This window comes from Mycobacteroides salmoniphilum (assembly GCF_004924335.1).
In the GTDB taxonomy this organism is placed as follows: domain Bacteria; phylum Actinomycetota; class Actinomycetes; order Mycobacteriales; family Mycobacteriaceae; genus Mycobacterium; species Mycobacterium salmoniphilum.
The window spans coordinates 2,260,300-2,282,365 of sequence record NZ_CP024633.1; the positions used below are offsets into that span (position 1 = coordinate 2,260,300).

Genomic DNA, 22,066 nt, shown 5'->3' on the forward strand with positions numbered 1-22,066 from the left:
CATGGATTTCAGTCTTACCGACGAACAACAGCTCCTGAAGAACTCTGTTTCGGATTTCCTGTCCACCCGTTACGCCCTGGCCGCCAGCCGCCGCGCGGCACGCTCGGACGTCGGCTGGCAGCCGCAGGTGTGGAAGTCCTTCGCCGAGGAGCTCGGGATCCTTGCCGCGCCGCTGCCTGAGGACCGTGGCGGTCTGGGTGGCGGCGCGGAGGAGGTACTAGTCATCGCGGAGGTGCTCGGACAGCATCTCGTCGTCGAGCCCTTCATCGGCACGGTGGTGCTTGGCGGCGGCCTGCTCCGGCGCTCGAACAGCGACCTTGCCAAGGACCTCGTCGGTGGCATTGCGGCTGGCGATGTGGTGACTGGATTCGCCGCTCTGGAGCCAACTTCCGGGCAATCGTTTCACTCGGTGCGGACAACTGCCCGTCGCGAGGGACAAGAGTGGGTACTCGACGGCGAGAAGATCGTGGTGAGCGACGCGCCGATCGCCAGTCATCTGTTGATCACCGCCCGTACCGCGGGCAACGACGCCGACACCGCGGGTCTCACGCTGTTCGCGATACCGTTCGATCCCGCGAGCCCACCCCAGGGAATCGCTGCACATCACTATCGGACAATCGATGATCACCATGCCAGCGACCTCGTAATGACCGGTCTACGCGTGCCGGATTCTGCGCGTATCTCGGAGGTGAACGAGGCCTGGCCGCTGATCGATGCGGCCCTCGACGAAGCTACGGCCGCCACCGTGGCTGAGGCAGTGGGAATGCTGCGTAAGGTGTTGGCCGACACGGTCGAATACACCAAGCAACGTCAGCAATTTGGCGTGACAATCTCCAATTTCCAAGCTTTGCAACACCGCATGGTAAATATGCACATTGAGGTCGAGCAGGCGGTGGCCGCCTCCTACTTGGCCTCGCTTAATCTCGGTGGCCCGCGCCGCACCCGTGCAGTGTCGGCAGCCAAGGCAACCATCTCGCGCGCGGCCCGTCTGGTCGGGCAGGAGGCCGTCCAGCTGCACGGCGGTATGGGGATGACCGAGGAGCTGGCGATCGGGCATTACTTCAAGCGCCTCACTGCAATTGAGTCAGAATTCGGCAATCGCGACTTCCACACCACGCGGTATCAGCGCGCGCGTAGTGCCCAGGCTTAGCCGACGAGGTTGATGACCAGGTTGATCGTGCACGCGATGATGACGGTGCCGTAGATGTAGCTGAAAAGGCAGTGCTTCAACACCACATCGCGAATGTGTGACTCGGTGACGGCGGTATCGGAGACCTGATAGGTCATACCGAGATTGAAGGAGAAGTAGTAGAAGTCGACGTAGCGAGGCGGGACTTCGGAGTTGAAGTCGATACCTCCCGGGGCGCCCTGATAGTAGATCCGTGCGTATCGAGCAGCGTAGATCGTGTGCAGCATCGCCCACACCGTCAGGATCGCTCCGATGCATAGTCCTGCGTAGGCACCCTTGTCCTCCTCGTTGGCCGAGATCAGAAGTATCCCGATTGCGGACAAGCTGGCCACCAGCACTAGCAGCATCGCCAGGTCGCCCAGCTCGCCGTCCATGTCCTCGCTGCTCGCGCGGGCACGTGTTTGGTCGGGATCCATGGGCCACAACACAGTGAGCGCCCACACGACATTGACGACGGCGGACATGATGACTACCGCGAGCAATGCAACCTGCCACCGCTGCAAGAGCGTCCATGTCAAGGCGCCGGCCGTCAACCCCGCTACGAGCGCGATCCAGAATCGCCTGGCGCCGGTCATGCCTTCTCCTCGAACAACACCATCCCGACATCCAACAGTGCTGACACGAAAAAAGGAAGGCACATCACGCCTTCCGACTCTTACTTTTATAGCTCACATCGGTGCGTGCCGCGAGGCTCGGATACCACTCAGAACCGCTGGCCTAAAACAGGATTCACGAGGACTAGGGGTGCGGCGAGGTGGTCACTGTCGTCGTGGTTGATGTCCGGTTGCTCGGAGACGGAGCATCGTCGCGGTCCTGCCACGCGATAAACAGTGCGGTAAATATGGCCCCGGAGAACACTGCCGCGGCAAGGAACCAGAGGAACGGTCGCTGGAACCAACGCATCCGGTCGGTGTCACGGTAGTCGCCCGGTCCGGGGCTGAACGTCACCTCGGGTCGGGCGGCGGTGACGGGAGTCGAGTAGTCCTGGTACTCCTGCAATTCCGGGGAGGTGTCGCCTTCTGACCAGGCCAACCTGTCGGATTCGACGGTGTCGATGGGTTTGGATGCGGGGCTCTTGGCGGTTTCTTCACCCGCGGGTACCGGCCGCATCATGGTTGCTTCCGGGGACGGCGTTTCCTCTGGTTGACCGGCCATGACGGCAGCCCCGAACGCAGCGGCGAGCTGAGGCTGCGGTGCGGCGATGATCGGGCAGCGCAAGCGTTCGGAAAGCTGTTGGGTGACAAGGGGGATGCCGGAACCGCCGCCGATGCTAAGGACGGCACTGACCCCGGCAGAAGGAATGTTGTTGCTTTCCAAGGTTTCTTGAATCCCGGTGATCAGCATGGTCAACGGCTCCCGAATCCAGTCCTCCAGCTCACTGCGGGTAAGCCGCACATCAGAGGCGAGGCCGGGCAGCTCAACGGGAACCACGGTCGTCGTGTCGGCCGACAGATGCTCCTTCGCCGCGCGGCAGCGATCACGCAGGCGCGTCAAGGCGCCCAGGGATGCCGTTCCGTCCGGGTCCTGGTTGAGGCCGGCAAGAACCCGCGTCAAGAGCTCCTGGTCAATGCGCTGCCCCGAGAAGTCACGATGGCGAACGGTCTGGCCGATGGGCTCGAAGTTACGTGCGGCGTCGGCGAGCGTGATGCTGGTGCCGGTTCCGCCAAAATCGCAGACAATGACGACACCATGAGCGGGGAGGCGATCACGCGCGCTCTCCAGTGCGGCGCGTGCGTCGGGCACCAGCTTCATCGGGGTGCCGCCGGGTGCCAGGGCGGGCACCTTGTCGATGGCGGCGCGCAACGCGGCGATGGAGTGCGTACCCCAATGGGCCGGGACGGCAGCCGCGAGTGCCGGGGGAGTATCGAAGTTCGCCACCACGGCCGCGTCGGCGATCATGACCCGGATGGCCTCGGCCATCACCCAATCGGCACTGTGCACGGATCCGTCGGCCCCGACGATTCCGACAGGGTCACCGATGCGATCGACGAATCCGGTGAGGGCCAGGCCAGGTTCCTTCGGGATACCGACCTCCGAGGGCCGATCCTCGTGGAGCGTGAGCATCGAGGTCCGCACGACGGGGACGCCGTCAGGGTTGCCGTCGGTGGCGACCAGCTGTGTAGCCCCGATCGACATTCCGAGTGAGTTCATTCCCTACCTGTTCGCCTGTTCCTCAGTGATTCTAGGCGGGCGGCTTCTGGGGGAAGCCTAAAGGGCGTTGGCGTCGATGATCGCGGTGGCGAATTCTTTGGGCGCTTCCTGCGGGACGTTGTGGCCGATTCCGTCGAGTATCCGGTGGGTGTACTTGCCGGTGAACATCTTCCGGTAGGTCGCCCCGTCCTTGGCCACCCCGTCGAAATCGCTGCCGATCGTGATGGCCGGCACGCCGATGATCGGCTTGGCCGCCAGTTTGGCCTCAATAGCGTCATAGCGCGGCTCGCCTGTGGCCAGCCCGAGTCGCCAGCGGTAGTTGTGAATGACGATGTCGACATGGTCGGGGTTGTCGAATGCCCCGGCCGAGCGGTTGTAAGTGATGTCATCGAAGTGCCACATCGGAGAGGCGTTGTGCCAGATGAGCTCGTTGAAGTCGCGGGTGTTTTGCCGGTAGCCGCGCACGCCACGATCGGTGGAGAAGTAGTACTGGTACCACCAGCCCAGTTCCGCCTGCGGCGACAGCGGCTGCTGGTTGGCTTCCAGATTCACGATGATGTAACCGCTGACCGCCACCAGCGCTTTCACCCGCTCAGGCCAGATAGCGGCGACAATGTCGGCGCTACGGGCACCCCAGTCGAATCCACCGAGGATGGCCGAGGGAATCTTCAGCGCGTCCATGAAGTCGATGACGTCGGTGGCAAGCGCTGCTTGTTGACCATTGCGGAAGGTATCGGTGGACCTGAACCGGGTGCTGCCGTACCCCCGCAGATATGGGACCAGAACCCGAAATCCCTTGGTGGTCAGCAGCGGTACCACATCGAGATAACTGTGAATGTCATAGGGCCAGCCGTGTAGCAGGATCACCGGCTGTCCGTCGGAAGGCCCTTCATCGACGTATCCGACGTTGAGCAGGCCGGCGTCGATCTGTGTGAGGGGCGGGAACTGTGTGCGTGGTCGAGTCGTGTCGACACTGGCGCCGTTCGAGCAGGCCCCGAGGGTGGTTGCGCCGACCGCCGCGGCCAGCGCCACCTTGGAAAATCCACGTCTGCTGATCATGTCAGGGAACCGATTCCGTGAGAGGTCTGTTGGTGTCGCCCCAGGTGATGACGCCGTGGGACTCTACAACGGCGGGGTAACCATCCGGAGGAGCTTCGTGATGCTCGGCGAAGATCAGCCCCAGGCGCGGCATCGCCGCACTGCACCGCCAGTGACCAGCAGCTGCTGATCGTCTATGCGACGATGACTCGATGGATGTAGCCAAGCTGTTCGTCGCTGGCGTGATTGTCGCCGGTGCCGCGCTATCCCTGCCGACTCCCGCCGGAGCCGATCCTGTGGCACCTGGCCCCCAGCCCGGGCCGTCGGTTCCGGATGCGGCGGCCTCGGCCACCGCACCTGTCGGTCCGCCGCCCCCGCCGCCTGCTCAGCCATCAGTTCCCGAGGTCGCGAACCCCTCGTATGGCTCGGGGTCCGGAGGTCCGCTGGGGACCATCCGCGACCTATACCATCAGGCAAAAGACGGGCCGATGGACACGCCGGAAGGCGTCGCCGGGCGACCGGCCGGTGCGGGGCCCGCACCGCAGCTGCCCCCGGGTTATATCTCGACGAATGCCCCGGAGTCCTCCAACCCGGGGCGGATACGCGACCCCTACGCACCGGCCCCCTCGGGACCGCCGCTGCCACCCGGGTACACCTCGTTGACGGGCCCTCCTCCACCCGGCTATGAGCCGACCGGACCCGCTCCGGACAATGCTGCCCAAACCAACCCCGCGCCGTGAGCAGCCCGAAGGTCGCCGGGGGAGTCGTACACACGCTGCCTGCCGACCTGCGCTCGGCACTGATCGAGAACCCCACGGCCCTGGCCCTGTGGCAGGACATCACGCCATTGGGGCGCAACGAGTTCATCTGCTGGGTCGAGGACGCGAAGCAGGAGGCCACTCGGGTGCGCCGTATTCGGCGGACACAAGAGGAACTCGAAGAGGGCAAGCGCCGGCCCTGCTGCTGGCCCGGGTGTAAGCACCGCGAGCGCACCGGCAGGTAGCCGCAGTAACCTCAGGCAGAGGGGATGTTATCAACGGCCAGTACGTGATTCGTCACCGTCAACAGGAGATCGGCGCTCAGATCGATCAGCTGCTCCTTGCCGATGGCGAGATCACCGGCAAGCCAACTCGTCACACTCTCCATGAGCGCGCCGAACAATTGGACGCCCGCAAGCGTGACCCTGTGTTCCCGATCCCGCGATAGGGCTTCGGAAGCCATTCGATCCGCCTGGGCACGCATCAGGGCAATAAACATGCCGCGTATCTGGGTGCGGTGTTGGTGTGAATTGTGCGCGGGGGATTCGACAAACACCACACGCGCCTTACGCGGATCTCCGGTGAGCAGATCAATACACGCACCTAACCCGGCCCGCACGATCTGCCGTCCATTGCTCCCTGAGGCGGCGATGGCAGCGGTCATGGCCGCCAACGTCTGAGCCGCCAGCTCATCGACCAGTGCCACGAAGATCGCGTGGCGGTTCTCGAAATGCTCATAGAAATACCGGTCGTTCAGTCCCGTGGCCTGGCACAAACCCGAGACCGAGAGGCTGTTGTACCCCTGTGAACCGACAATCTCGAGCGACGCATCGAGGAGGCGCGCACGACGCTCGGCCCGTCGCTGCTCTGCAGGTATCCCGCCGTAACCGCGTGTGGCCGTCATTCTCCAATTCTGGTGGAGTCCTTGCACAAAAGCAACTTCTGGTGGAGACTTCCACCAGAATTGCCTCCCACTCCGGAAGGAACCCGCTCATGGCACCTCACGCAGCCCCCGTCGCCCCCGCCCGCCACCCTCAAGACCGCCGTAAGGTGCCCGTGGTCGGCCTCCTGGCCAAGGCAATGTTGATCGACCCGCCAACCGACGCGGAGTGGTGCACCATCGGCGCTGCCCTGAACGCGGGGGACCAGCCGATGGACGACTTGGTTGACTGGATGTACGCACAGGGGATGGACTCCACCCGACCCCTTTTCAACCAGGCAATGGCCCAAGGGATCCGCAGTGTCGAGAACCCGCCCGAACCGTTACTAGACTTCTTCACACACATCGAAGCAACACCGGATTGGGTTGACTGGAAGCGAATTCGGTCCGGGCAAAGATTCTTTCAGCGTGGCGGCCTCGACACGATCTTCCTGGCGCGAGACGTCCCGTTCTTGGGCGGTTTCGCTGCGTCAGGCATCAACCGGACGCTTCTTCTCACCAAGACGGGACAGAGCGGGGAAAGTGGGAGCGCCCAGCGCTTCGCCGAAACTATGCAGTGGGCACTCAGCACGATTGCCGATGACGGCCTGTCGCCGCAGGGGAGCGGTTATCAAGCGACCCTGCATGTTCGGATGATTCACGCGTTCGTGCGACGGCATGTCGGAGCATTACCCGAATGGCAGGCCGAGGATTGGGGGACACCGGTCAATCAAACCGACATGGCGGCAACCATTCTCGGTGCAATCTACGTACCGGCGGTGCTGTCGCTGTCGTTCGGTATCGTCGCGACACCTCGCGAGCTGGACGGTGTTGCACACCTGACCCGATATGTGGGGTGGCTCATGGGTGTCGAGGAACAATACCTTCCCGTGAGTTTTCGCGATGCGATGAAGCGGCTGTACCACTACCTGATGTCATTGCACCGCCCTGATGAGACCAGCCGAGCGATGGCGGTGCCGATGGCCAATGATCCGCTGCATTGGCGCTACTCGAATTTCGAAGCCATCCGCCGTCGAATCGCATGGGCACAACATATTTCGATCACCACGATGTACATCGGGCGGGCGCAAATGCGCAGACTTGGGCTGCCCACCTATATGCCTCCGTGGTATCCGATGCTGCGAATCCCGGTGAACCTGCTACGCACCGGCGCGAACTTCATACTGCCCGGCGGCCGCCTCAGGCAAGCGCACAACGGCTCACGTCGGCAGTATGAGTTCATGCAGGCCCTTAGCGCCGAGGGACATGCGAAGATCGGACATTCCGCCAGCTGGGTGGGGCATGCCGCCTAGCGTGTGAGGAATGGTCAGCGCGGCAGCTTCAGGGGAGTCGGATGTGCCTGCAGATTTCGCCAGCCTCATGAGCCAACTGGACCACCCTATGTATGTGGTGACGGTGCAGGGAGCCGACGGCCCCTCGGGATGTCTCGTCGGTTTCGCCAGTCAGGTCAGCATCGACCCACCACTATTTCTCGTAGGGCTGTCCGAACAGAACCACACCTGGCGGGTTTCGCACGAGGCAAGCCATCTGGCAGTGCATGTGATCCCCCGGGCGCAAGGTGAGCTGGTCCACCTTTTTGGGGAGATGACGGGCGACTGCGTCGACAAGTTCGCGGCATGTTCCTGGCTCAAGGGCCCGCACGGTGCCCCGATACTGCAGGATGCGTCGGCCTGGTTTGTCGGTGAGATCGCCACACGCGTCAAGCTTGGCGACCACGTGGGGCACGTACTGGCGCCGGTAGCCGTGTGTCAGGCATCGGAAATTTCTGGATACGTGACATCCCGCAATGCCACACATCTCCATCCGGGCCACGAAGCGTGAGAACCGGGCCGGACGACATTCATTGGCGGGCGCCGAACAAGAGCCTCCAGCCATCGGTGCCGAATCGCATTGCAGCGCATAAACACCCGGGCAAACGCGAATCGCAGGGCCGAGGGTGTAGTCAAACGATATCGGCGATCCCCTTCGGGATCCGGCGGACGGCCATTCGATGGTGGACTACCCGCGGGCCGCAGAACCAAACCTGCATTTTCTAGCGGACACCGGGTGGTGCCCATCGCAATATCCGCTTAGTGTGGGGGAAGCAGCGCCTATGGTTGACATAGGAGGACAGGGTCCCGCCGGCACAGGAACGGCAAGCGATCCGCCATCGGAATGCGGGCGCAGCTCGCCGACGCGGACGCAGTTGGCCCAGTCGAACGAGCTGTTTCGTCGACAGCGTTGAGAGGGTTCATAAATGGAATGCCCTGTGGATGCTCCGGAGACCGGGCGCACGGAGGCTAGATCCAAACCAAGTGGAACATCCGACGACTACTCGGACGTTCCCGACATGTTTCTGGCGCTCCGCGACCTGCCGCCCGATAGCCCCGCGTACCACCGTCTCCGTGAGCAGATCGTGACCAGGTGTCTCCATTTGGCCGACAATGTCGCACGCCATTTCGATCGCCGTGGTGAGGATCTCGAAGACCTGACCCAAGTGGCGCGTGTTGGACTACTCAATGCGGTTAACCGCTTTGATCCCGAAAAAGGTTCGAGCTTCCTTGGTTTCGCCGTTCCTACCATGATGGGGGAGGTGCGTCGGCATTTCCGCGACCATAGTTGGTCAATGCACGTGCCCCGTTCCATCCGGGACAGGCATGCCCAGATCGCTAGGGCCACTGCGGAATTAACGCAGAACCTGCAACGGTCACCCACCGCCAGTGAATTGGCAACCGAATTGGGTATCAGCCGTGAAGAAGTCGTGGAGAGCCTGGTTGCGGCGGATGCATATCAGCCCCAGTCAATCGACGCACCTGTGGCGTACGGAGATGACGAATCCAAGCATTTGGCCGACTTGCTGGGTGACAACGACCCAGCGCTTGAACACGTCACGAATCGCGAGGCAGTACGTCCGCTGTTGGCTGGCTTGCCGCCTCGCGAGCGCATCGTCCTGGAACTTAGGTTCTTCAAAGGGATGACGCAGAGTCAAATAGCTGAGCAGATCGGCGTGTCCCAGATGCATGTGTCACGGATTCTCAGCGACACACTGCGATACCTCCGGGAACAACTGCAGTAGTCGCCACTCCGACCGATACGTGGCTTCGCGCATGACTACCCGCAGCATGCCCCGCTGGGGGAGCCCAACCGGATCAGCGTCACGATCATCAAAATTAGCTTGATAGCTCGAGTACCTGACAATGCGGTTCGCCGATGTTTGCGCTGAACGACCCCGCTCGCTAGAAACATTGTGCACGAATGCGAGTCGGCGTAACGTCGTCATCAGGTTGAGTCCACAGCCGCGCAGGATCTGTAGATGCCAGTGCAGTGTTGGGCCCCTTGTATCGGGCGAGCAGCCTGGTGTCTCCAATCCGAAAGAATGCACGCTTCGATCGATGGAGTCATATGTCTGTCATTGACCAGAATGCATCACGTTTCTCGGCTCGAACCAAAACCGGTGTCATTTCTCTATTTTCATCAACGGACGACACGGCGCGGTTCACGGCTCATTGGCACCGTCCATCTGCAGTCCTGGTGAGTGTCACCGGGGAGATCGATGCAGTCAACGCCAGCCACCTCACGGAGTATGCAACACGTTACCTAGATGGGCACCGGACTTTGGTGCTCAATCTAGAAGGACTGCGCTTCTTCGGAACCGACGGCCTGGTGGCCCTGGACGAAATACGTCGCCATTGTGCGATGCAAGGGATCGAATGGTCCGTGATTCCGGGTCGCGCCGTGACGAGGCTCCTCGACATCAGTGGGGACAGCAGCACTTTCCCGCTGAGCGATTCAATACCCGAGGTATGGAGAAAGTTGGCACTGTAGCCGTAAGCGGTATTTGAGGGGCGGCACTATCCATGCGCCACACGCACCGCAGCAGTGGCGTCTCGTGCCGTAGTCATGGTGACACCGACGATCCGGCCGGCACTGCCTGCCGGTTCCTCCTCTTCGAAAGTTTCGATGTGGTCTACCAATGAGGTGAGGACGTGCCAGCTGAAGCTTTCGAGCGGAAAAACCTCCCCAGACAAACAGTGCGTGAACGCCACGATGCCGAAATGATCCGGATGAAAATCCAATCGGACGGTGAGCGTGGCCTCGGGCACAGATGCTCTGATGAGTCGAGTGCACGCTTCATCTGTGGCCAGTTTCAGATCGGCCACAGTATCCATATCCACGTCGTCAAATGTCGCGGCCGCCGCTACGACCGTACGTACCATCGCCAGATTGTCTAGCCGAGCGGCGGTTTGGAACGTGAGAGACCGGTCGTCCGCCTGACTACCGGATTGTGCGGTGTGAGTCTCGGTCATGTCTCTCCCAAGATTTCTGCGTTCGAGATTACCTGGATCATCGGTGCACAACCAATACGTGCCTGCAGCCGATCAGCATCCACGCCGAGCTATGCGTGCCGCCATTGGAATTGGGTAGCGCGAGTATACGTCTGCCGCTGTCGTCGTATGACGGGCCAAAGGAATCCATGGCCGATCGCTGTTCACAAGAAGGTTCGCACAGGCCGACATGCATGTCGGAGAGCACCGCGGCGCGGGGCACGAGTAGGGCCTGTTCGTTCATGATGGGTGTGGCCTACCCGGTGAACCGTCGACTCAATCATCGATTACGCAAGTCGACGCGTAACGAATGAGCACTTCCGCACGGAAACGCCGACTCTGGGTTCCACTCGTCCCTCTCTCCGCTATCTGTGTTAGCTCAATCGTGGGTAGGTTCCGAATGTTTCTGGTGACATTGTCTTTCCATCTGGCGAATCCGCCTACGTTCGGTGTGGAGCCAGGGCCTCTCCTATTGGTAAGAGGGGCAAAGGTACTCACCTAACAGCTGCGCGAGATGCGCGGCGTTTGGGAGCCGGTATCCCAGCAGTACCCGCGATCCCGTTGATCAAACCGGTGGGCGCAGTCAGGTCGTCATCATCCTTCCGGCCAGCATGAGATTCGCCACCATGAGCAACAGCAGGAACCAACCGGCGCCTTGCCAGATCCACAGCTCTCACGGCGCCTCCAGACCCGGTAGGTCTGGACAGAGGCAACGATGCCGCCTATCTCGGAATCTTCGCGCCGGGTCGCTGTACATCGGGGCGTTCATATGCGTGGCAACTAGCTATCGCAGGCTCCCGTAAAACAGGTCTGGCGCGCGGAGTAGGCGCACTCCGGCAGCGGCTTCTCGCGTGCGCACACAGTCACAGCTTTCAGATCCCGCATCGGCAGGCTTCCCGGACGGACGGGGTGTCAAACCCTTATCGAGGAACTCGCTGATGAGTGGTCAGAAGCAGGCGGTCGTACTCCGATCGTGAGGGCAAGCTCGTCCCGAAATCCAAACTTTGGAAGTCTGCGACGATCTGTTGGGCAAGCGCGCGCAGTTTCACGTTGCTCTCTTGTGACCGCCATTTCAGCAACTCAAATGCTGTGTCGGCATTGAGCCTGTAGATCAGCATCAGCATGCCCTTCGCCTGCTCGATGATCCCGCGGCTCTCCGCAATCTCGACGACGGCGGCGGTCAGCGAATCCTCACGGTCCTGATGGGCCGACGGGGTGACATCGACATAGAACCCGTGGGTGCCGACCACGGTGCCGTCATCGTCACAGAGCCGGTCGCCAATCACCACGACGTGGTGAACTTGCTGCTGCAAATCGATGATGCGATGACGAGTGCTGAAGGGCTGCGCCGTACGGCGGATCTCGTCGAGCGTTGCGGCGACCTGACGAAAGTCGTCGGGGTGTTTATGGGAAAGTACGATTTCCGTGGTCGGCGTGATTTCTCCCGACCCATAACCATGCATCTGTGCAACCTCGGCGGACCACTCCCAGCGCTCATCGGCAAAATAAAAACGAAACCAGCCGACGTGTTGGGGTGCCCCGCCCGCCAACGCCTGCTCCAAGTTGGCGTCGGCCGCCGTCTCCATAAGTTCATCAGACATGCTCTGACCACAACCTCACCATCCGACACCCCTCGGAGGCATCGGCCATGCGGGCCGTACCTGTGGTGTTTAGCCAATTGCCCACAGGATATTCGCCTCATCATGCGCCGCACAAGACAGGCTCATACGACGCGTGGATCTGGAAGCGGTGGTTAGCGGGCAGCTCCGATGACCGCGGTCAGCAGCAGAGCACCTAAACTCAGCTAACTTCCCGGTTAAGCCATAACTCGGAATGTGGCCACGCGATAGGAGTTCGCCCTGTGAACAGCACGCCGGAGACGCTCACGCGCGGGCTCTCTGCTCGCCATATCCGGTTCATCGCATTGGGTTCGGCCATCGGGACGGGGCTGTTCTACGGATCGGCCGAGGCGATCAGGCAAGCGGGACCTTCGGTTCTGCTGGCTTATCTACTGGGCGGGGCCGTGATCTACATCGTGTTGCGGTCGCTGGGGGAGATGGCCGTGCGCAGCCCGGTCGCGGGATCGTTCGGCGAGTACGCAACTCAATACCTGGGCCCGCTGGCCGGCTTTCTTACCGGCTGGACGTACGCCCTGGAGATGATCGTCGTCTGCTTGGCCGATGTCACCGCGTTCGGTGTGTACATGGGCTTTTGGTTCCCGGAGGTGCCGCGCTGGATTTGGGTTCTGTCGATCATCTTCTTCATCGGTGCGGTAAATCTTCTCAGCGTCAAGGTGTTCGGGGAGGTCGAATTCTGGCTGAGCCTGGTGAAGGTCCTCGCCATCGTGGCGATGATCGGCGGCGGCATCGCGATCCTGTTGTGGGGTACATCTGCCGATCACGGCGAACAGCACGGCATTGCGAATTTATGGAATGACGGGGGGTTCTTTCCCCACGGGCTCGCAGGTTTCGTGGGCAGCTTCATGATCGTGATGTTCGCGTTCGGTGGCACCGAGATCATCGGTATCACCGCGGGTGAGGCTAAGGACCCCGCGCGCACGATTCCCCGGGCCATCAACACGGTCCCAGCCCGCATCATGCTCTTCTACGTCCTGACACTCGCCGTCATCATGTGCCTGAATCCCTGGCGATCAATCGATGCGCATAGCAGCCCCTTCGTGCAGATATTTGAACGTCTGGGACTCACATCGGCTGCGACCGTGCTGAACATCGTCGTGGTGACGGCAGCACTGTCCGCCATCAACAGCGATATCTTCGCCGCCGGGCGAATGATCTACGGGATGGCTCAGCGGGGACAGGCTCCGGCGATTATGCGACGGGTATCGCGTAACGGTGTCCCGTGGATGACAGTGGTCGTCATGACGGCGGCCTTGTTCGTCGGCGTCGTGTTGAACTATGCGATAGAAGAGCGCGTTTTCGTCATGATCGCGTCCGTCGCCACCTTCGCGACGATCTTTGTCTGGCTGATGATCCTATTGTCCCACTTCAAATTCCGGGCACAGTCGAGTATCGGCGATGCATCGGCCCCGGCGTTTCCCGCGCCGGGGTGGCCGTATCTGCAGATGTTCGCGACGGGATTTTTGGTTTTCGTTATGGTCCTGCTGGCCTTTGGTGCCGATACCCGCGTTGCGCTCGTCGTCGGGGCGGTATGGCTGCTGCTACTCGCCGCCGGGTACCGAATGTCGCGTACGCCGTCACGTACAAGGACGTGAGAGCGCTAACTCACATCCGCGAGCGGAACCAGCACCTACAGTGAGGTAGCGCAGTTCATGGAAGGGATTCAGTCGTGACAGACATATCCGCATTCGCCGAGCTGGTTCATCTCGATCACGGCCTGTGCGTGCTCAGCACGGTTCGGGGCGACGGCAGCATCCAATCTTCGGTGATCAATGCCGGCGTCATGCGGCATCCCCAAACCGGCGAGCCGGTCGTCGCGCTGGTGGCGGCAGGGGGTACCCGCAAGCTCGACCATCTGCGGGCGGACCCGCGGGCCACCATCGTCGTGCGTGCCGGGTGGCAATGGGCCACGGTCGAGGGAGCCGCGGAGATCATCGGTCCTGACGACCCGCATCCAGGCGTCGACAGCGAAGCGTTACGTCTGTTGTTGCGCAATATCTTTCAGGCTGCCGGCGGCACGCATGACGACTGGGATGCCTACGACAGCGTGATGGCAGAGGAACGACGCGCCGCCGTCCTCATCACGCCCCGCCGCGTCTACTCCAATCCGACGGCCGGATAGCGGCACTGCCGCGTCATCCGCGAATTGGCTGAATACCCTTGGGGCTACGGCCATGTGCGGGGAGCATCAACTCGGCAGTGGCACGCAGATGAGCACGCGCCTCGGCGGCAGTGAGTTCTTGGGAAAGCCACCGGGACGCCAGCCCCTCGGTGAGCGCATTGAGAACTAAGGCGATACTGTCGGCGTCCACGGTTTTGGATACTTCGTTGATGTCCTGAGCGGCTTGGATGGCGGCAGCGGTTTCGCGCGTCCACTCCGCTGATGTGCGCGCGAGGGGTTCGCGCAGGGGTTCCTCGTAGACCGCCGAAGCACGTAACTCGTTCCACACCAACGAGTTCTCCACTACCGCCGCGGAATCCTGAATCTCCCCGAGAATGTGCTCAATAAGCTGGCCCCGTGATACTCCGGAACCGCTGGCGGCCTGCCGGTACGCGCGTGCCTGGTCGTTGATGTAGGTGAGGGCGGCCGCCAGCAGGCCATCGCGGTCTTTGAAGTGGTAGTAGAGCAGACCCGACGAGACCCCAGCCACGCGTGCGATATCGCTCACGCGGAGGCCCCGGACGCCGTTCTCGGCGATAGCGGCGGCACTGGCCCGCAGGATCGCTTCCTGTCGACTGATCACCCGACACACTTCCTTGCGCTCTGGAGAGGCTGTTGCTGGGTGATGCAGTGGATACCACCGCCACGCGCGAAGATCTCACGTGCATCTACGGTCACCACTGCGCGGCCCGGATATTCCTCGGCGAGAATGGCTTTAGCGATGTTGTCGGCCGGATCGCCGAACCGGCAGGCGATCACACCGTCATTGACCACGAGATGGTTGATGTAGCTGTAATCCACCCAGCCCTCGCTGTCGCGCAGCACCTCCGGCGCCGGTACTTGTGTTATCTCCCAGGGCTTTCCGTGAGCGTCGTGACTCTGTGTCAGCAGGTCGATGATCTCCCTGGTGACCTCATGGTCCGGGTGTGTGGCGTTGTTCTGTGTGTGTACCAGCAGCCGTCCCGGCGACGGGATGGCGACCACAATGTCGACATGGCCATTCGTACCGAACCGCTGCGCGTCACGAGTCAGGCCGCGCGGCAGCCAGATCACATGCCGCGCGCCGATCGTGCGGGCCAGCTCTGCTTCCACTGCGGGCTTGTCCAGCCCCGGGTTGCGGGCGGGATCGAGCTGCACCGTTTCGGTGACCAGCACCGTGCCCTCACCATCAACCTGGATACCCCCGCCCTCATTGACCAAGGGGGAGGAGACAATCTCAGCCCCGGCGAGCCGGCCGACAAGCCCACCGATGTGCGCGTCTTTATCCCAGCGCGCCCAGTCGCGGGCACCCCATCCGTTGAACACCCAGTCCACGGCACCCAGACCGCCATCTGCGCCGCGCACAAAGGTGGGGCCGATGTCCCTCATCCAGGCATCATCGAGCGGCGCCTCGAATACCTCGATTTCCCGTGATAGGTAGGTACGTGCCGCCGTGCGATCGGCTGGGTCGACGATCATCGAGACCGGTTCGAAGTCGAGGATGGTGTGCGCGACCGCGGCCCATGCGATGCGTGCTTGGTGCGTGGATTCCGCGTTCTCGAAGACGGTCGCCCCCTGCGAAGGAAATGCCATCCAGATACGTTCCTGCCGGGAGGTTTCCGGCGGCATGAGCCAGGTCATGACGCTTGCGACCCATAGGGATTGGCGGTATCGACAGGTGCGGTGAGCTGGGCGTAGGTGTCGGGCCGGCGGGTCATGTTGAACGGGAACAGATCCAGCCAATCTTGGCGCTGCTCAAGATCCAGATCTGCTACCAATACCGCCGCCGCATCGCGCGGCGCCTGCGCGAGAATCCGGCCATACGGATCGGAAATGAACGAGGAACCATAGAAGTTCACACTTCCCTCATCGCCAAAACGGTTGGGCACGACCATGAATGTCCCTGCGGTAATCCCGTTTCCCACGATCACGTGTTGCCAGAGCGGCTGAGTGTCAAAAGCTGGAAAAGTCGGTTCGGAACCGATCGCTGTCGGATAGACCAGGATCTCCGCGCCGGCCAGCGAGTACATCCGCGAGACCTCAGGAAACCACTCATCCCAACAGGTGGGCATCCCGACTGCGGCATCATCAAGTTGGGCCACGCGGTACAGCGGATACGCGTCTTTTGCGGGTCCTGGGCGAAAGTACGTGTCCTCGTAATAGCCCGCAGTGACAGGAATGTGCAGTTTGCGGGTGCGGCCGATGAGCTCGCCGCCGGGGGATACCAGGATGGCCGAGTTGTAGCCGAGCCCATCAGCGTCATCTGCGCGCTCGTACAGGGACGCATGTACCAGCACGCCGTTCTCCTTCGCGGCCTGTGCGGCGAAGGAGAACGTGGGCCCCGACAGCAGGTCCTCGGCACGAGCGCCCGGGTTCCTGCCTGCCCGTACATCCGCGGGGTAGCGGGAAAGCGTCAGCTCCGGCAGGAACACGGCCCTTGCGCCCTCGTCGGCGGCCAATCGGATGCCTTCGGAGAGTTGGTCGCGCAGGTGCTCGGGATCGGCGAGCCAGCGGTGCTGCACGAGGCCCACACGGAGCGGCGCTCGCCGTGGTTCGCGCACGCGCGCCGGCGAGATTGGCGGTGTAAACGCGGTTTCGACGATAAATCCCGACTCGGGCATTGCTTACCTCCTGGTGGTGATAACTGCGACGGTAGAACAAACTGAAAATTCAGTCAAGATTCGGTATTGTGCGGATATGTGCTGCCGATACCCATGTGATCAGTCCTTCTGGGGAGGTTGGAGCGCGTCGATGGCGGACGCAAGCGGCCGGTTCTCGCGGATGCCGCGGTAGATCCCGCGGCGGACGATCCAGGGTTGCAGTACGCGCTCGATCGACCACACCGGGAAGCGGAACGCGTGGCCAGAGGGCGCGAAGACTTCCAGCCCGTTGGGCTGCACACCGAGCACCGAGCCCCACCGGTACCTGGGTGGGCGGTAGGTACGCAACGGCCGCCCAGAGGCCCCGGCCCGAATATTGTGCGCCACAAGCCGGTCGGCACGATTGCGGGCAGAGGTGCGGAGCGGATCGGTGGCTGCGACGTCTCCGACAGCGAAGACATCCCGGGAGTGCGGAATATGCAGGTGCGGTGTCACCCGCACGAAGCCGTGCTCGTCGAGTAGCTCCGCGGGCAGCCAGCCCGTATTGGGCCGGACGTGACCGATGGCCCACACCACCGCATCGGCGGACGTCGGAGACTGCCCCGAACTCCAGTGAACCGGCTCGCCCGTGATCCGGTTGCACGTGAATCCATCGGGGATGAGCGCACGGTGCCCGGGATGCAGTCCCACGCGAAGTTCCTTCAGCCGCCGGCGGATCCGCTCCCACACTCTCGGCGCGTGCTGTGTCAGCGCGTGTTCACCGGGGAAATAAAGATCGACGCCTAGGTTCGGCCATGTCATCGCCAGGTTGGCGGCGCTGCTCACGGCGGCGGCCCCTCCACCGATGACGATCACTGTGTCCGCAGCGGCCAGCCGATGATGCGCCGTACGCAGGTCCGTGGCCACTTCGGTGCTCGACTGCAGAGTTGGCTGCCGCCAGAAGCCGTTACTGACGCCGGTCGAGATGATCAACGTGTCATACGGTTCCGCTAGCGGTGAACCGTCACTATTCTGGCCGAAAACTGTTCGGGCGCCCAGGTCTACGCCGGTAAGGCTGGCATGCACCGTACGCACGCGGTCCAGTTCGCGGAACCGGTCGAAGGGCACCCAGTAGTTCTGCGCCCACTCTTCCGGGCGCGACAGCCGTACGCCCAGTTCTTGTCCGCTGACCAACCCGGGTTTGGCGGAGATTCCGACGACATCGCAGTGGCGAGCGAGCCGGATCGCGGTGAGCAGCCCGCTGTCGCCGAGACCGGCGACCAGGACCCGTTGACGTCTCACGCCGATTTCCGTGGTGGGCGTGGCACGAATCGTGACACCCGCGCGATCACGTCCTGGTACTCGGGGCGACGCTGCAGACTGCGCTGCTCCATCATCGGGATGCTCGAACCCAGGAACATCCCCAACATGCCCGCGGCGCCGAGACACAGCCACCACGCGTCCCCAGGGGAGACTGCTATGCCGAAGAGCGCCAGGGAAAGCCAGAAACTGAATTCTCCGAAGTAGTTTGGATGGCGCGACCACGACCACAGGCCACGGTCCATCACCTCGCCGGGGCGACGGGTGCGGGTAAACCGGTGCATTTGTGTATCGGCGACCAGCTCCAGGGCGACCGCCGCGAGGCCAACCGCACAGGCGATCGCCGTCAGCCAGCCCACGTCGTCTCCGGGTCGTGTCACGGCGACATACGCGGGAAGCATCCCGGCGAAAACCAGCAGCGTGGGAATGAGATGGATCGCCACCAGATCGGCCAGGAAGCTCCATCGCCCAGCACTCGCGCGCAGCATGGGGTAGCGCCAATCCTCATGGTGCAGACCCGGAAACGCATACACCCAGTTGGCCGTGAGACGCACTGCCCACATCATGACCACCAGCGCGATGAGCCAACAACGCAACTCCTGCACCCCGGACTGAGACCACCAGTAGAGCAGCAGCAGCGGGGGTATCAGGCTCCAGTAGGCGTCGTAGAAGCTCGAATTGCGGTACAGCCTGCTGAATATGAATATCACCACGGTGGCCAGCACATCGGCGATCAAGGTGTCCAGCCACATGCGTCCCGTACCTGGCCCCCAGACAAGCCACGCGGCGCCCACGCACACAGCGATGACGTACGCGATGCCCACCAACGCCAGTGATTGTGGCTTGCCCCGTGTGACGGTCGTGCTGTGTGCCTCAGAGTTCATGAGGGGCGTCTCCTGCGCGAAGCAGCGCGACGAGAAAGTCGGAGTCATCGGTGAAGGGCCGCAAGTCCCAGGTGGACAGCAGAAGATCTGGGATGAGGCCAGCCTCGGCCGCATCGCCGAAGAAGCGGTTGAACTCGTAGTCACGGCCGGCGCCAAAGCCGATCACCGCGCGGCCGTCGCCCGCCAGGTGCGCACGCAGCCGGGTCAACACCTGAACGCGGGTGCTCGGGGCAAGAAATGCCATCACGTTGCCCGCCGACACGATGACGTCGAAGGGCTCGGCGATACCGCGCGAGGGCAGGTCCAGATCGGCGAGATCACTAACAATCCAACGTGATCCGGGATGGTCCTGCTCGGCCGCGTCGATGAGCACGGGGTCGACGTCGACACCGACCACATGGTGACCGGCCGCCGCCAGAAATCCGCCCACTCGACCGGAGCCGCACCCGGCATCGAGGATGCGGGTACCACGCGGCACCATCGCATCCACGAGGCGAGCCTCGCCCGCCAAATCAGCGCCCTCACGCGCCAGCGCGCGAAAGCGCTCGATGTACCAATGCGAATGGTGTGGATCGGCCGCGACTTTTTGCATCCAGAGGCTCTGCTCAACCATGCAGCCATTGTCGCAAGTGAATCTCGCGCCGCAGATCAGGCCATAGGAATGCATGGTTGAACCCCGGCGGATCACCGATTCCGGTGCTAATCTCAACTCCAGCCCCGCACGTTGTTGCCACGAAGAGGGGGTACGGAATGCCTTACAGTGCATGTGTCACAGCAGTATTGGTGGCAGCGGTGACATTCGCCGCGCCGGCCAGGGCCGAACCCCCGTGCCAGTTCTCGGGAGGCTTGGGCCCCGATGCCGCGTGTACACAAAGTACCGATGATGACCTTTCACCGTGGATGTGGGCAGACGACGACGGATTTGGGTACGGGTTTGGCGCACCCGGCTATGGCTGGCGCTGATCCGGACAGCGGTACTACACCAGGCCGAAGTAGCCGAACACTCCCGCCACGGCGACCACGATCAAGGGATTCATCTTCGTAATGACGAAGATGAGCGTGCAGACACCGGTCAGCGTGTACGCACGCCAATCGTGATCCGCCGCGCGACTCATCACCAGTGACGTCGCCAGGATCAGCCCAACGGTCAGCGGCGCCAGGCCTCTCTCCATCGCGATGCGCCATTTCGACTTCTGCGCCCGCTGCCAGAATCGCGTCACCGCGTACACCAACGATGCGGCGGGAAACACCATGGCGACCGTCGCGACGACTCCGCCGAGAATGCCCCCCGCGACGCCACCAACCGGAAGCCCGGCGGCATACCCGACCATCGCCACGATCAGAATGCTCGGGCCCGGCGTGGTCTGGGAAATCGAAAAGATGTCGGCGAATTGCGAATTGGTCAACCAGTGTTCGCCGCTCACTGAGCGCAGGTGCATCTCGGGCAGCACCGCATTGCCGCCGCCGATGGACATCAGCGAGAGTGATCCGAACAACACCACCAACTGCCAGTAGGTGCTCATGCGGACACCTTCCTGGGCCATGCCCAGAAGAGAGCCAGCGGTGCGAGCAGTGCCAGTGTGACCAGCAAGGGCCAGCGCATCAATCCGTTGAGCGCGAAGCTGGCAGTGAACAAGAGAACCGGTATCGCACCGGTCAGGCACGTGCGGCCCGTCTTGATCACCATTGCCAGGGTGAGTGCCACGGCGGCTGCCGAGGCGCCATGCAGCACGCCTTTGACGGCGGGCACTTCCTTGAAGCGAAAGTAGAAGTAGGACACCGTCAACACGAGGACCAGCGGTATCAGGCATAGGCCTGCCACCGCCGCGGCGGCACCCGGTGCACCACGCATCTTGGTGCCGACAAAGACGGCCATGTTGATCTGGTTGGCGCCCGGAAGAATTCGGCACATCGTCATCGCGGACAAGAACTCCTCTTCGCCCAGCCACTTCCTTTCGACGACGAGCACCTCCCGCGACCATGCCGAGAGGCCGCCCCCGAACGAGGCGAGCGCGATGTGGTTGAACGTCCAGGCCAACCGAAACAGGGACACCCGCGGCAGTGGGGGATCGTCATCCCTGTTACTCATGCATCAATTCCGGATCGTGCGGGAAGTCGTCCTCGTGGTGTTGGTATGAATCGAGCGGATCCGGCGGGTCATATTGATGCGACAGGTCCCAGTCGGTGTTGAACACATCCTGCAACCGGGCGACCACAAGTTCATCGGTGATAGTGATCCCAAGTTCGCGGCGCAGATCGAAGGCGCTGCGATCGATGTTCATCGAGCCCACCAGGGCGTGAGCGTTGTCGACGACGAGCAGCTTGGCGTGCACCCTGAGGTTCTTCTGCTTGTGCACCTTCACCCCGATGCGGCGCAGTGTCCGGAGCGACGCGAACGTGTCGAGGATGTCCCATTCGCTGATGCCATGTCTGCCTCCGCACAGCACACGCACCCGGACACCTCGGTCCACCGCTGCGGCGACGCGGTCCAGGATGACCGCATCGACGTACTTCGGATGTTGGATGTCGAGCCGCTGTTCGGCCGCGTCGATGAACTCCGCCATGTGGTAGCGAGAGTTCGCATTGCTCCACAGCAGCCCCTCGAAGACCGACGGCACCCAATCCCGGTGCTCCCAGTCGGCCTCGAACACCTCGACGATCTGTCTGACATGGCTGGGCACCACCGTGATGACGCCGTAGTCGCGGGTCCGTGTGAAGTACTTCTCACAGAGGTTGAAGGTGGCCACCAGCGCCGCTTTGTTGTCAGCGACTATCGACTTCTCATGTGTCACATAGAATTTCGGACTAGACCAGGCGACCTTCACTCCGGCCGCGGAGAGCGTCTCAAACGTTTCGTCGTTGGCTCGGTCGCCGCCCGACCGCTGCGGGTTAAGCATCACGCGGACATCCACACCTGCCCGACAACGGCCGATCACCGCCCCGATCAAGCTTCCCTCGGTGAAGGTGAATTGTTTGATGAGAAGCGATGTCTCCGCGCTCTCGATGAATTCGCGAACCGGTTCCAGGCCGTCATTCGGCTCGACGATCAGGCGAGGCGTGAAGGGGAGCACAAGAGCAGAAGCTAGCACCAAGATCGCGCATTGTTCTGCCATTCACATGAACACT

At 62.4% G+C, this 22,066-nt stretch carries 25 protein-coding genes; 10 read left to right on the forward strand and 15 right to left on the reverse strand.

Annotated features, from left to right (window positions below; all coding sequences use genetic code 11):
• Position 1 precedes the first annotated feature (1 nt).
• Positions 2-1,150: an acyl-CoA dehydrogenase family protein gene (locus tag DSM43276_RS11140; RefSeq protein WP_078331187.1), complete on the forward strand. Its 1,149-nt coding sequence runs from the start codon at positions 2-4 to the stop codon at positions 1,148-1,150.
• Here DSM43276_RS11140 and DSM43276_RS11145 read toward each other — a convergent pair.
• The 3 genes from DSM43276_RS11145 to DSM43276_RS11155 form a co-directional block, all read right to left on the reverse strand.
• The gene (locus DSM43276_RS11145; RefSeq protein WP_078331188.1) at positions 1,147-1,764 is read right to left on the reverse strand and encodes a DUF1345 domain-containing protein; all 618 of its coding nucleotides are present in this window, start codon (positions 1,762-1,764) and stop codon (positions 1,147-1,149) included. The genes DSM43276_RS11140 and DSM43276_RS11145 overlap by 4 nt on opposite strands.
• Positions 1,765-1,927: 163 nt before the next feature.
• Entirely contained in the window at positions 1,928-3,340 is a 1,413-nt protein-coding gene (locus DSM43276_RS11150; protein WP_078331189.1) for an Hsp70 family protein, read from the reverse strand.
• Positions 3,341-3,397: 57 nt separating this feature from the next.
• The gene (locus DSM43276_RS11155; protein ID WP_078331190.1) at positions 3,398-4,399 is read right to left on the reverse strand and encodes an alpha/beta fold hydrolase; all 1,002 of its coding nucleotides are present in this window, start codon (positions 4,397-4,399) and stop codon (positions 3,398-3,400) included.
• A gap of 191 nt (positions 4,400-4,590) precedes the next feature.
• Between DSM43276_RS11155 and DSM43276_RS11160 the strand changes: the two genes are divergently transcribed.
• Both DSM43276_RS11160 and DSM43276_RS11165 read left to right on the forward strand, forming a co-directional pair.
• Positions 4,591-5,118: a hypothetical protein gene (locus DSM43276_RS11160; protein WP_078331191.1), complete on the forward strand. Its 528-nt coding sequence runs from the start codon at positions 4,591-4,593 to the stop codon at positions 5,116-5,118.
• Positions 5,115-5,381, forward strand: coding sequence for a YdeI/OmpD-associated family protein (locus tag DSM43276_RS11165; RefSeq protein ID WP_078331192.1), 267 nt, complete (start codon positions 5,115-5,117; stop codon positions 5,379-5,381). The genes DSM43276_RS11160 and DSM43276_RS11165 overlap by 4 nt, the downstream gene beginning before the upstream one ends.
• Positions 5,382-5,392: 11 nt before the next feature.
• Here DSM43276_RS11165 and DSM43276_RS11170 read toward each other — a convergent pair whose 3' ends face one another.
• Entirely contained in the window at positions 5,393-6,040 is a 648-nt protein-coding gene (locus DSM43276_RS11170; RefSeq protein WP_078331193.1) for a TetR/AcrR family transcriptional regulator, read from the reverse strand.
• A gap of 89 nt (positions 6,041-6,129) precedes the next feature.
• On the opposite strand from DSM43276_RS11170, the gene DSM43276_RS11175 reads away from it, so the two are divergent.
• From DSM43276_RS11175 to DSM43276_RS11190, 4 genes are all read left to right on the forward strand, one after another.
• Positions 6,130-7,368, forward strand: coding sequence for an oxygenase MpaB family protein (locus tag DSM43276_RS11175; RefSeq protein ID WP_078331194.1), 1,239 nt, complete (start codon positions 6,130-6,132; stop codon positions 7,366-7,368).
• A gap of 10 nt (positions 7,369-7,378) precedes the next feature.
• The gene (locus DSM43276_RS11180; protein ID WP_234803110.1) at positions 7,379-7,897 is read left to right on the forward strand and encodes a flavin reductase family protein; all 519 of its coding nucleotides are present in this window, start codon (positions 7,379-7,381) and stop codon (positions 7,895-7,897) included.
• 415 nt (positions 7,898-8,312) lie between these two features.
• Complete coding sequence (locus DSM43276_RS11185) at positions 8,313-9,131, forward strand: SigB/SigF/SigG family RNA polymerase sigma factor (protein WP_078331195.1); 819 nt, start codon at positions 8,313-8,315, stop codon at positions 9,129-9,131.
• Positions 9,132-9,457: 326 nt separating this feature from the next.
• The gene (locus DSM43276_RS11190; protein WP_078331196.1) at positions 9,458-9,880 is read left to right on the forward strand and encodes an STAS domain-containing protein; all 423 of its coding nucleotides are present in this window, start codon (positions 9,458-9,460) and stop codon (positions 9,878-9,880) included.
• 26 nt (positions 9,881-9,906) lie between these two features.
• Here DSM43276_RS11190 and DSM43276_RS11195 read toward each other — a convergent pair whose 3' ends face one another.
• Positions 9,907-10,362, reverse strand: coding sequence for an ATP-binding protein (locus tag DSM43276_RS11195; protein ID WP_078331197.1), 456 nt, complete (start codon positions 10,360-10,362; stop codon positions 9,907-9,909).
• A 938-nt stretch (positions 10,363-11,300) separates the two neighbouring features.
• Positions 11,301-11,981, reverse strand: coding sequence for a PAS and ANTAR domain-containing protein (locus DSM43276_RS11200; RefSeq protein ID WP_078331198.1), 681 nt, complete (start codon positions 11,979-11,981; stop codon positions 11,301-11,303).
• Between the two features lie 260 nt (positions 11,982-12,241).
• On the opposite strand from DSM43276_RS11200, the gene DSM43276_RS11205 reads away from it, so the two are divergent.
• Positions 12,242-13,612 (forward strand): amino acid permease, encoded by a 1,371-nt coding sequence (locus DSM43276_RS11205; RefSeq protein WP_078331199.1) that lies wholly within the window; start codon positions 12,242-12,244, stop codon positions 13,610-13,612.
• A gap of 74 nt (positions 13,613-13,686) precedes the next feature.
• Positions 13,687-14,139, forward strand: coding sequence for a TIGR03618 family F420-dependent PPOX class oxidoreductase (locus DSM43276_RS11210; RefSeq protein ID WP_078331200.1), 453 nt, complete (start codon positions 13,687-13,689; stop codon positions 14,137-14,139).
• 13 nt (positions 14,140-14,152) lie between these two features.
• Here DSM43276_RS11210 and DSM43276_RS11215 read toward each other — a convergent pair whose 3' ends face one another.
• From DSM43276_RS11215 to DSM43276_RS11240, 6 genes are all read right to left on the reverse strand, one after another.
• Complete coding sequence (locus tag DSM43276_RS11215) at positions 14,153-14,761, reverse strand: TetR/AcrR family transcriptional regulator (protein WP_078331201.1); 609 nt, start codon at positions 14,759-14,761, stop codon at positions 14,153-14,155.
• The gene (locus DSM43276_RS11220; protein ID WP_078331202.1) at positions 14,758-15,798 is read right to left on the reverse strand and encodes an agmatine deiminase family protein; all 1,041 of its coding nucleotides are present in this window, start codon (positions 15,796-15,798) and stop codon (positions 14,758-14,760) included. Before DSM43276_RS11220 ends, DSM43276_RS11215 begins: the two co-directional genes overlap by 4 nt.
• On the reverse strand, positions 15,795-16,778 hold the full coding sequence (locus tag DSM43276_RS11225; protein ID WP_078331203.1) for a nitrilase-related carbon-nitrogen hydrolase: 984 nt from the start codon (positions 16,776-16,778) through the stop codon (positions 15,795-15,797). Before DSM43276_RS11225 ends, DSM43276_RS11220 begins: the two co-directional genes overlap by 4 nt.
• A gap of 99 nt (positions 16,779-16,877) precedes the next feature.
• Complete coding sequence (locus DSM43276_RS11230; protein ID WP_078331204.1) at positions 16,878-18,038, reverse strand: FAD-dependent oxidoreductase; 1,161 nt, start codon at positions 18,036-18,038, stop codon at positions 16,878-16,880.
• On the reverse strand, positions 18,035-18,940 hold the full coding sequence (locus tag DSM43276_RS11235; protein ID WP_211196720.1) for a DUF1295 domain-containing protein: 906 nt from the start codon (positions 18,938-18,940) through the stop codon (positions 18,035-18,037). The genes DSM43276_RS11230 and DSM43276_RS11235 overlap by 4 nt, the downstream gene beginning before the upstream one ends.
• Entirely contained in the window at positions 18,930-19,553 is a 624-nt protein-coding gene (locus tag DSM43276_RS11240) for a class I SAM-dependent methyltransferase (RefSeq protein ID WP_078331225.1), read from the reverse strand. Before DSM43276_RS11240 ends, DSM43276_RS11235 begins: the two co-directional genes overlap by 11 nt.
• Positions 19,554-19,690: 137 nt before the next feature.
• On the opposite strand from DSM43276_RS11240, the gene DSM43276_RS24010 reads away from it, so the two are divergent.
• A complete protein-coding gene (locus DSM43276_RS24010) occupies positions 19,691-19,903 on the forward strand; it encodes a hypothetical protein (RefSeq protein WP_078331205.1) in 213 nt (70 codons plus the stop codon).
• Between the two features lie 14 nt (positions 19,904-19,917).
• Here the strand turns inward: DSM43276_RS24010 and DSM43276_RS11250 are convergent, their stop codons facing one another.
• The 3 genes from DSM43276_RS11250 to DSM43276_RS11260 are packed head-to-tail and all read right to left on the reverse strand — an operon-like array spanning position 19,918 to position 22,053.
• Positions 19,918-20,463 (reverse strand): chromate transporter, encoded by a 546-nt coding sequence (locus DSM43276_RS11250; protein WP_078327310.1) that lies wholly within the window; start codon positions 20,461-20,463, stop codon positions 19,918-19,920.
• The gene (locus tag DSM43276_RS11255) at positions 20,460-21,029 is read right to left on the reverse strand and encodes a chromate transporter (RefSeq protein ID WP_078331206.1); all 570 of its coding nucleotides are present in this window, start codon (positions 21,027-21,029) and stop codon (positions 20,460-20,462) included. The genes DSM43276_RS11250 and DSM43276_RS11255 overlap by 4 nt, the downstream gene beginning before the upstream one ends.
• Positions 21,022-22,053 (reverse strand): phospholipase D-like domain-containing protein, encoded by a 1,032-nt coding sequence (locus DSM43276_RS11260; protein ID WP_211196721.1) that lies wholly within the window; start codon positions 22,051-22,053, stop codon positions 21,022-21,024. Before DSM43276_RS11260 ends, DSM43276_RS11255 begins: the two co-directional genes overlap by 8 nt.
• Positions 22,054-22,066: the final 13 nt, after the last annotated feature.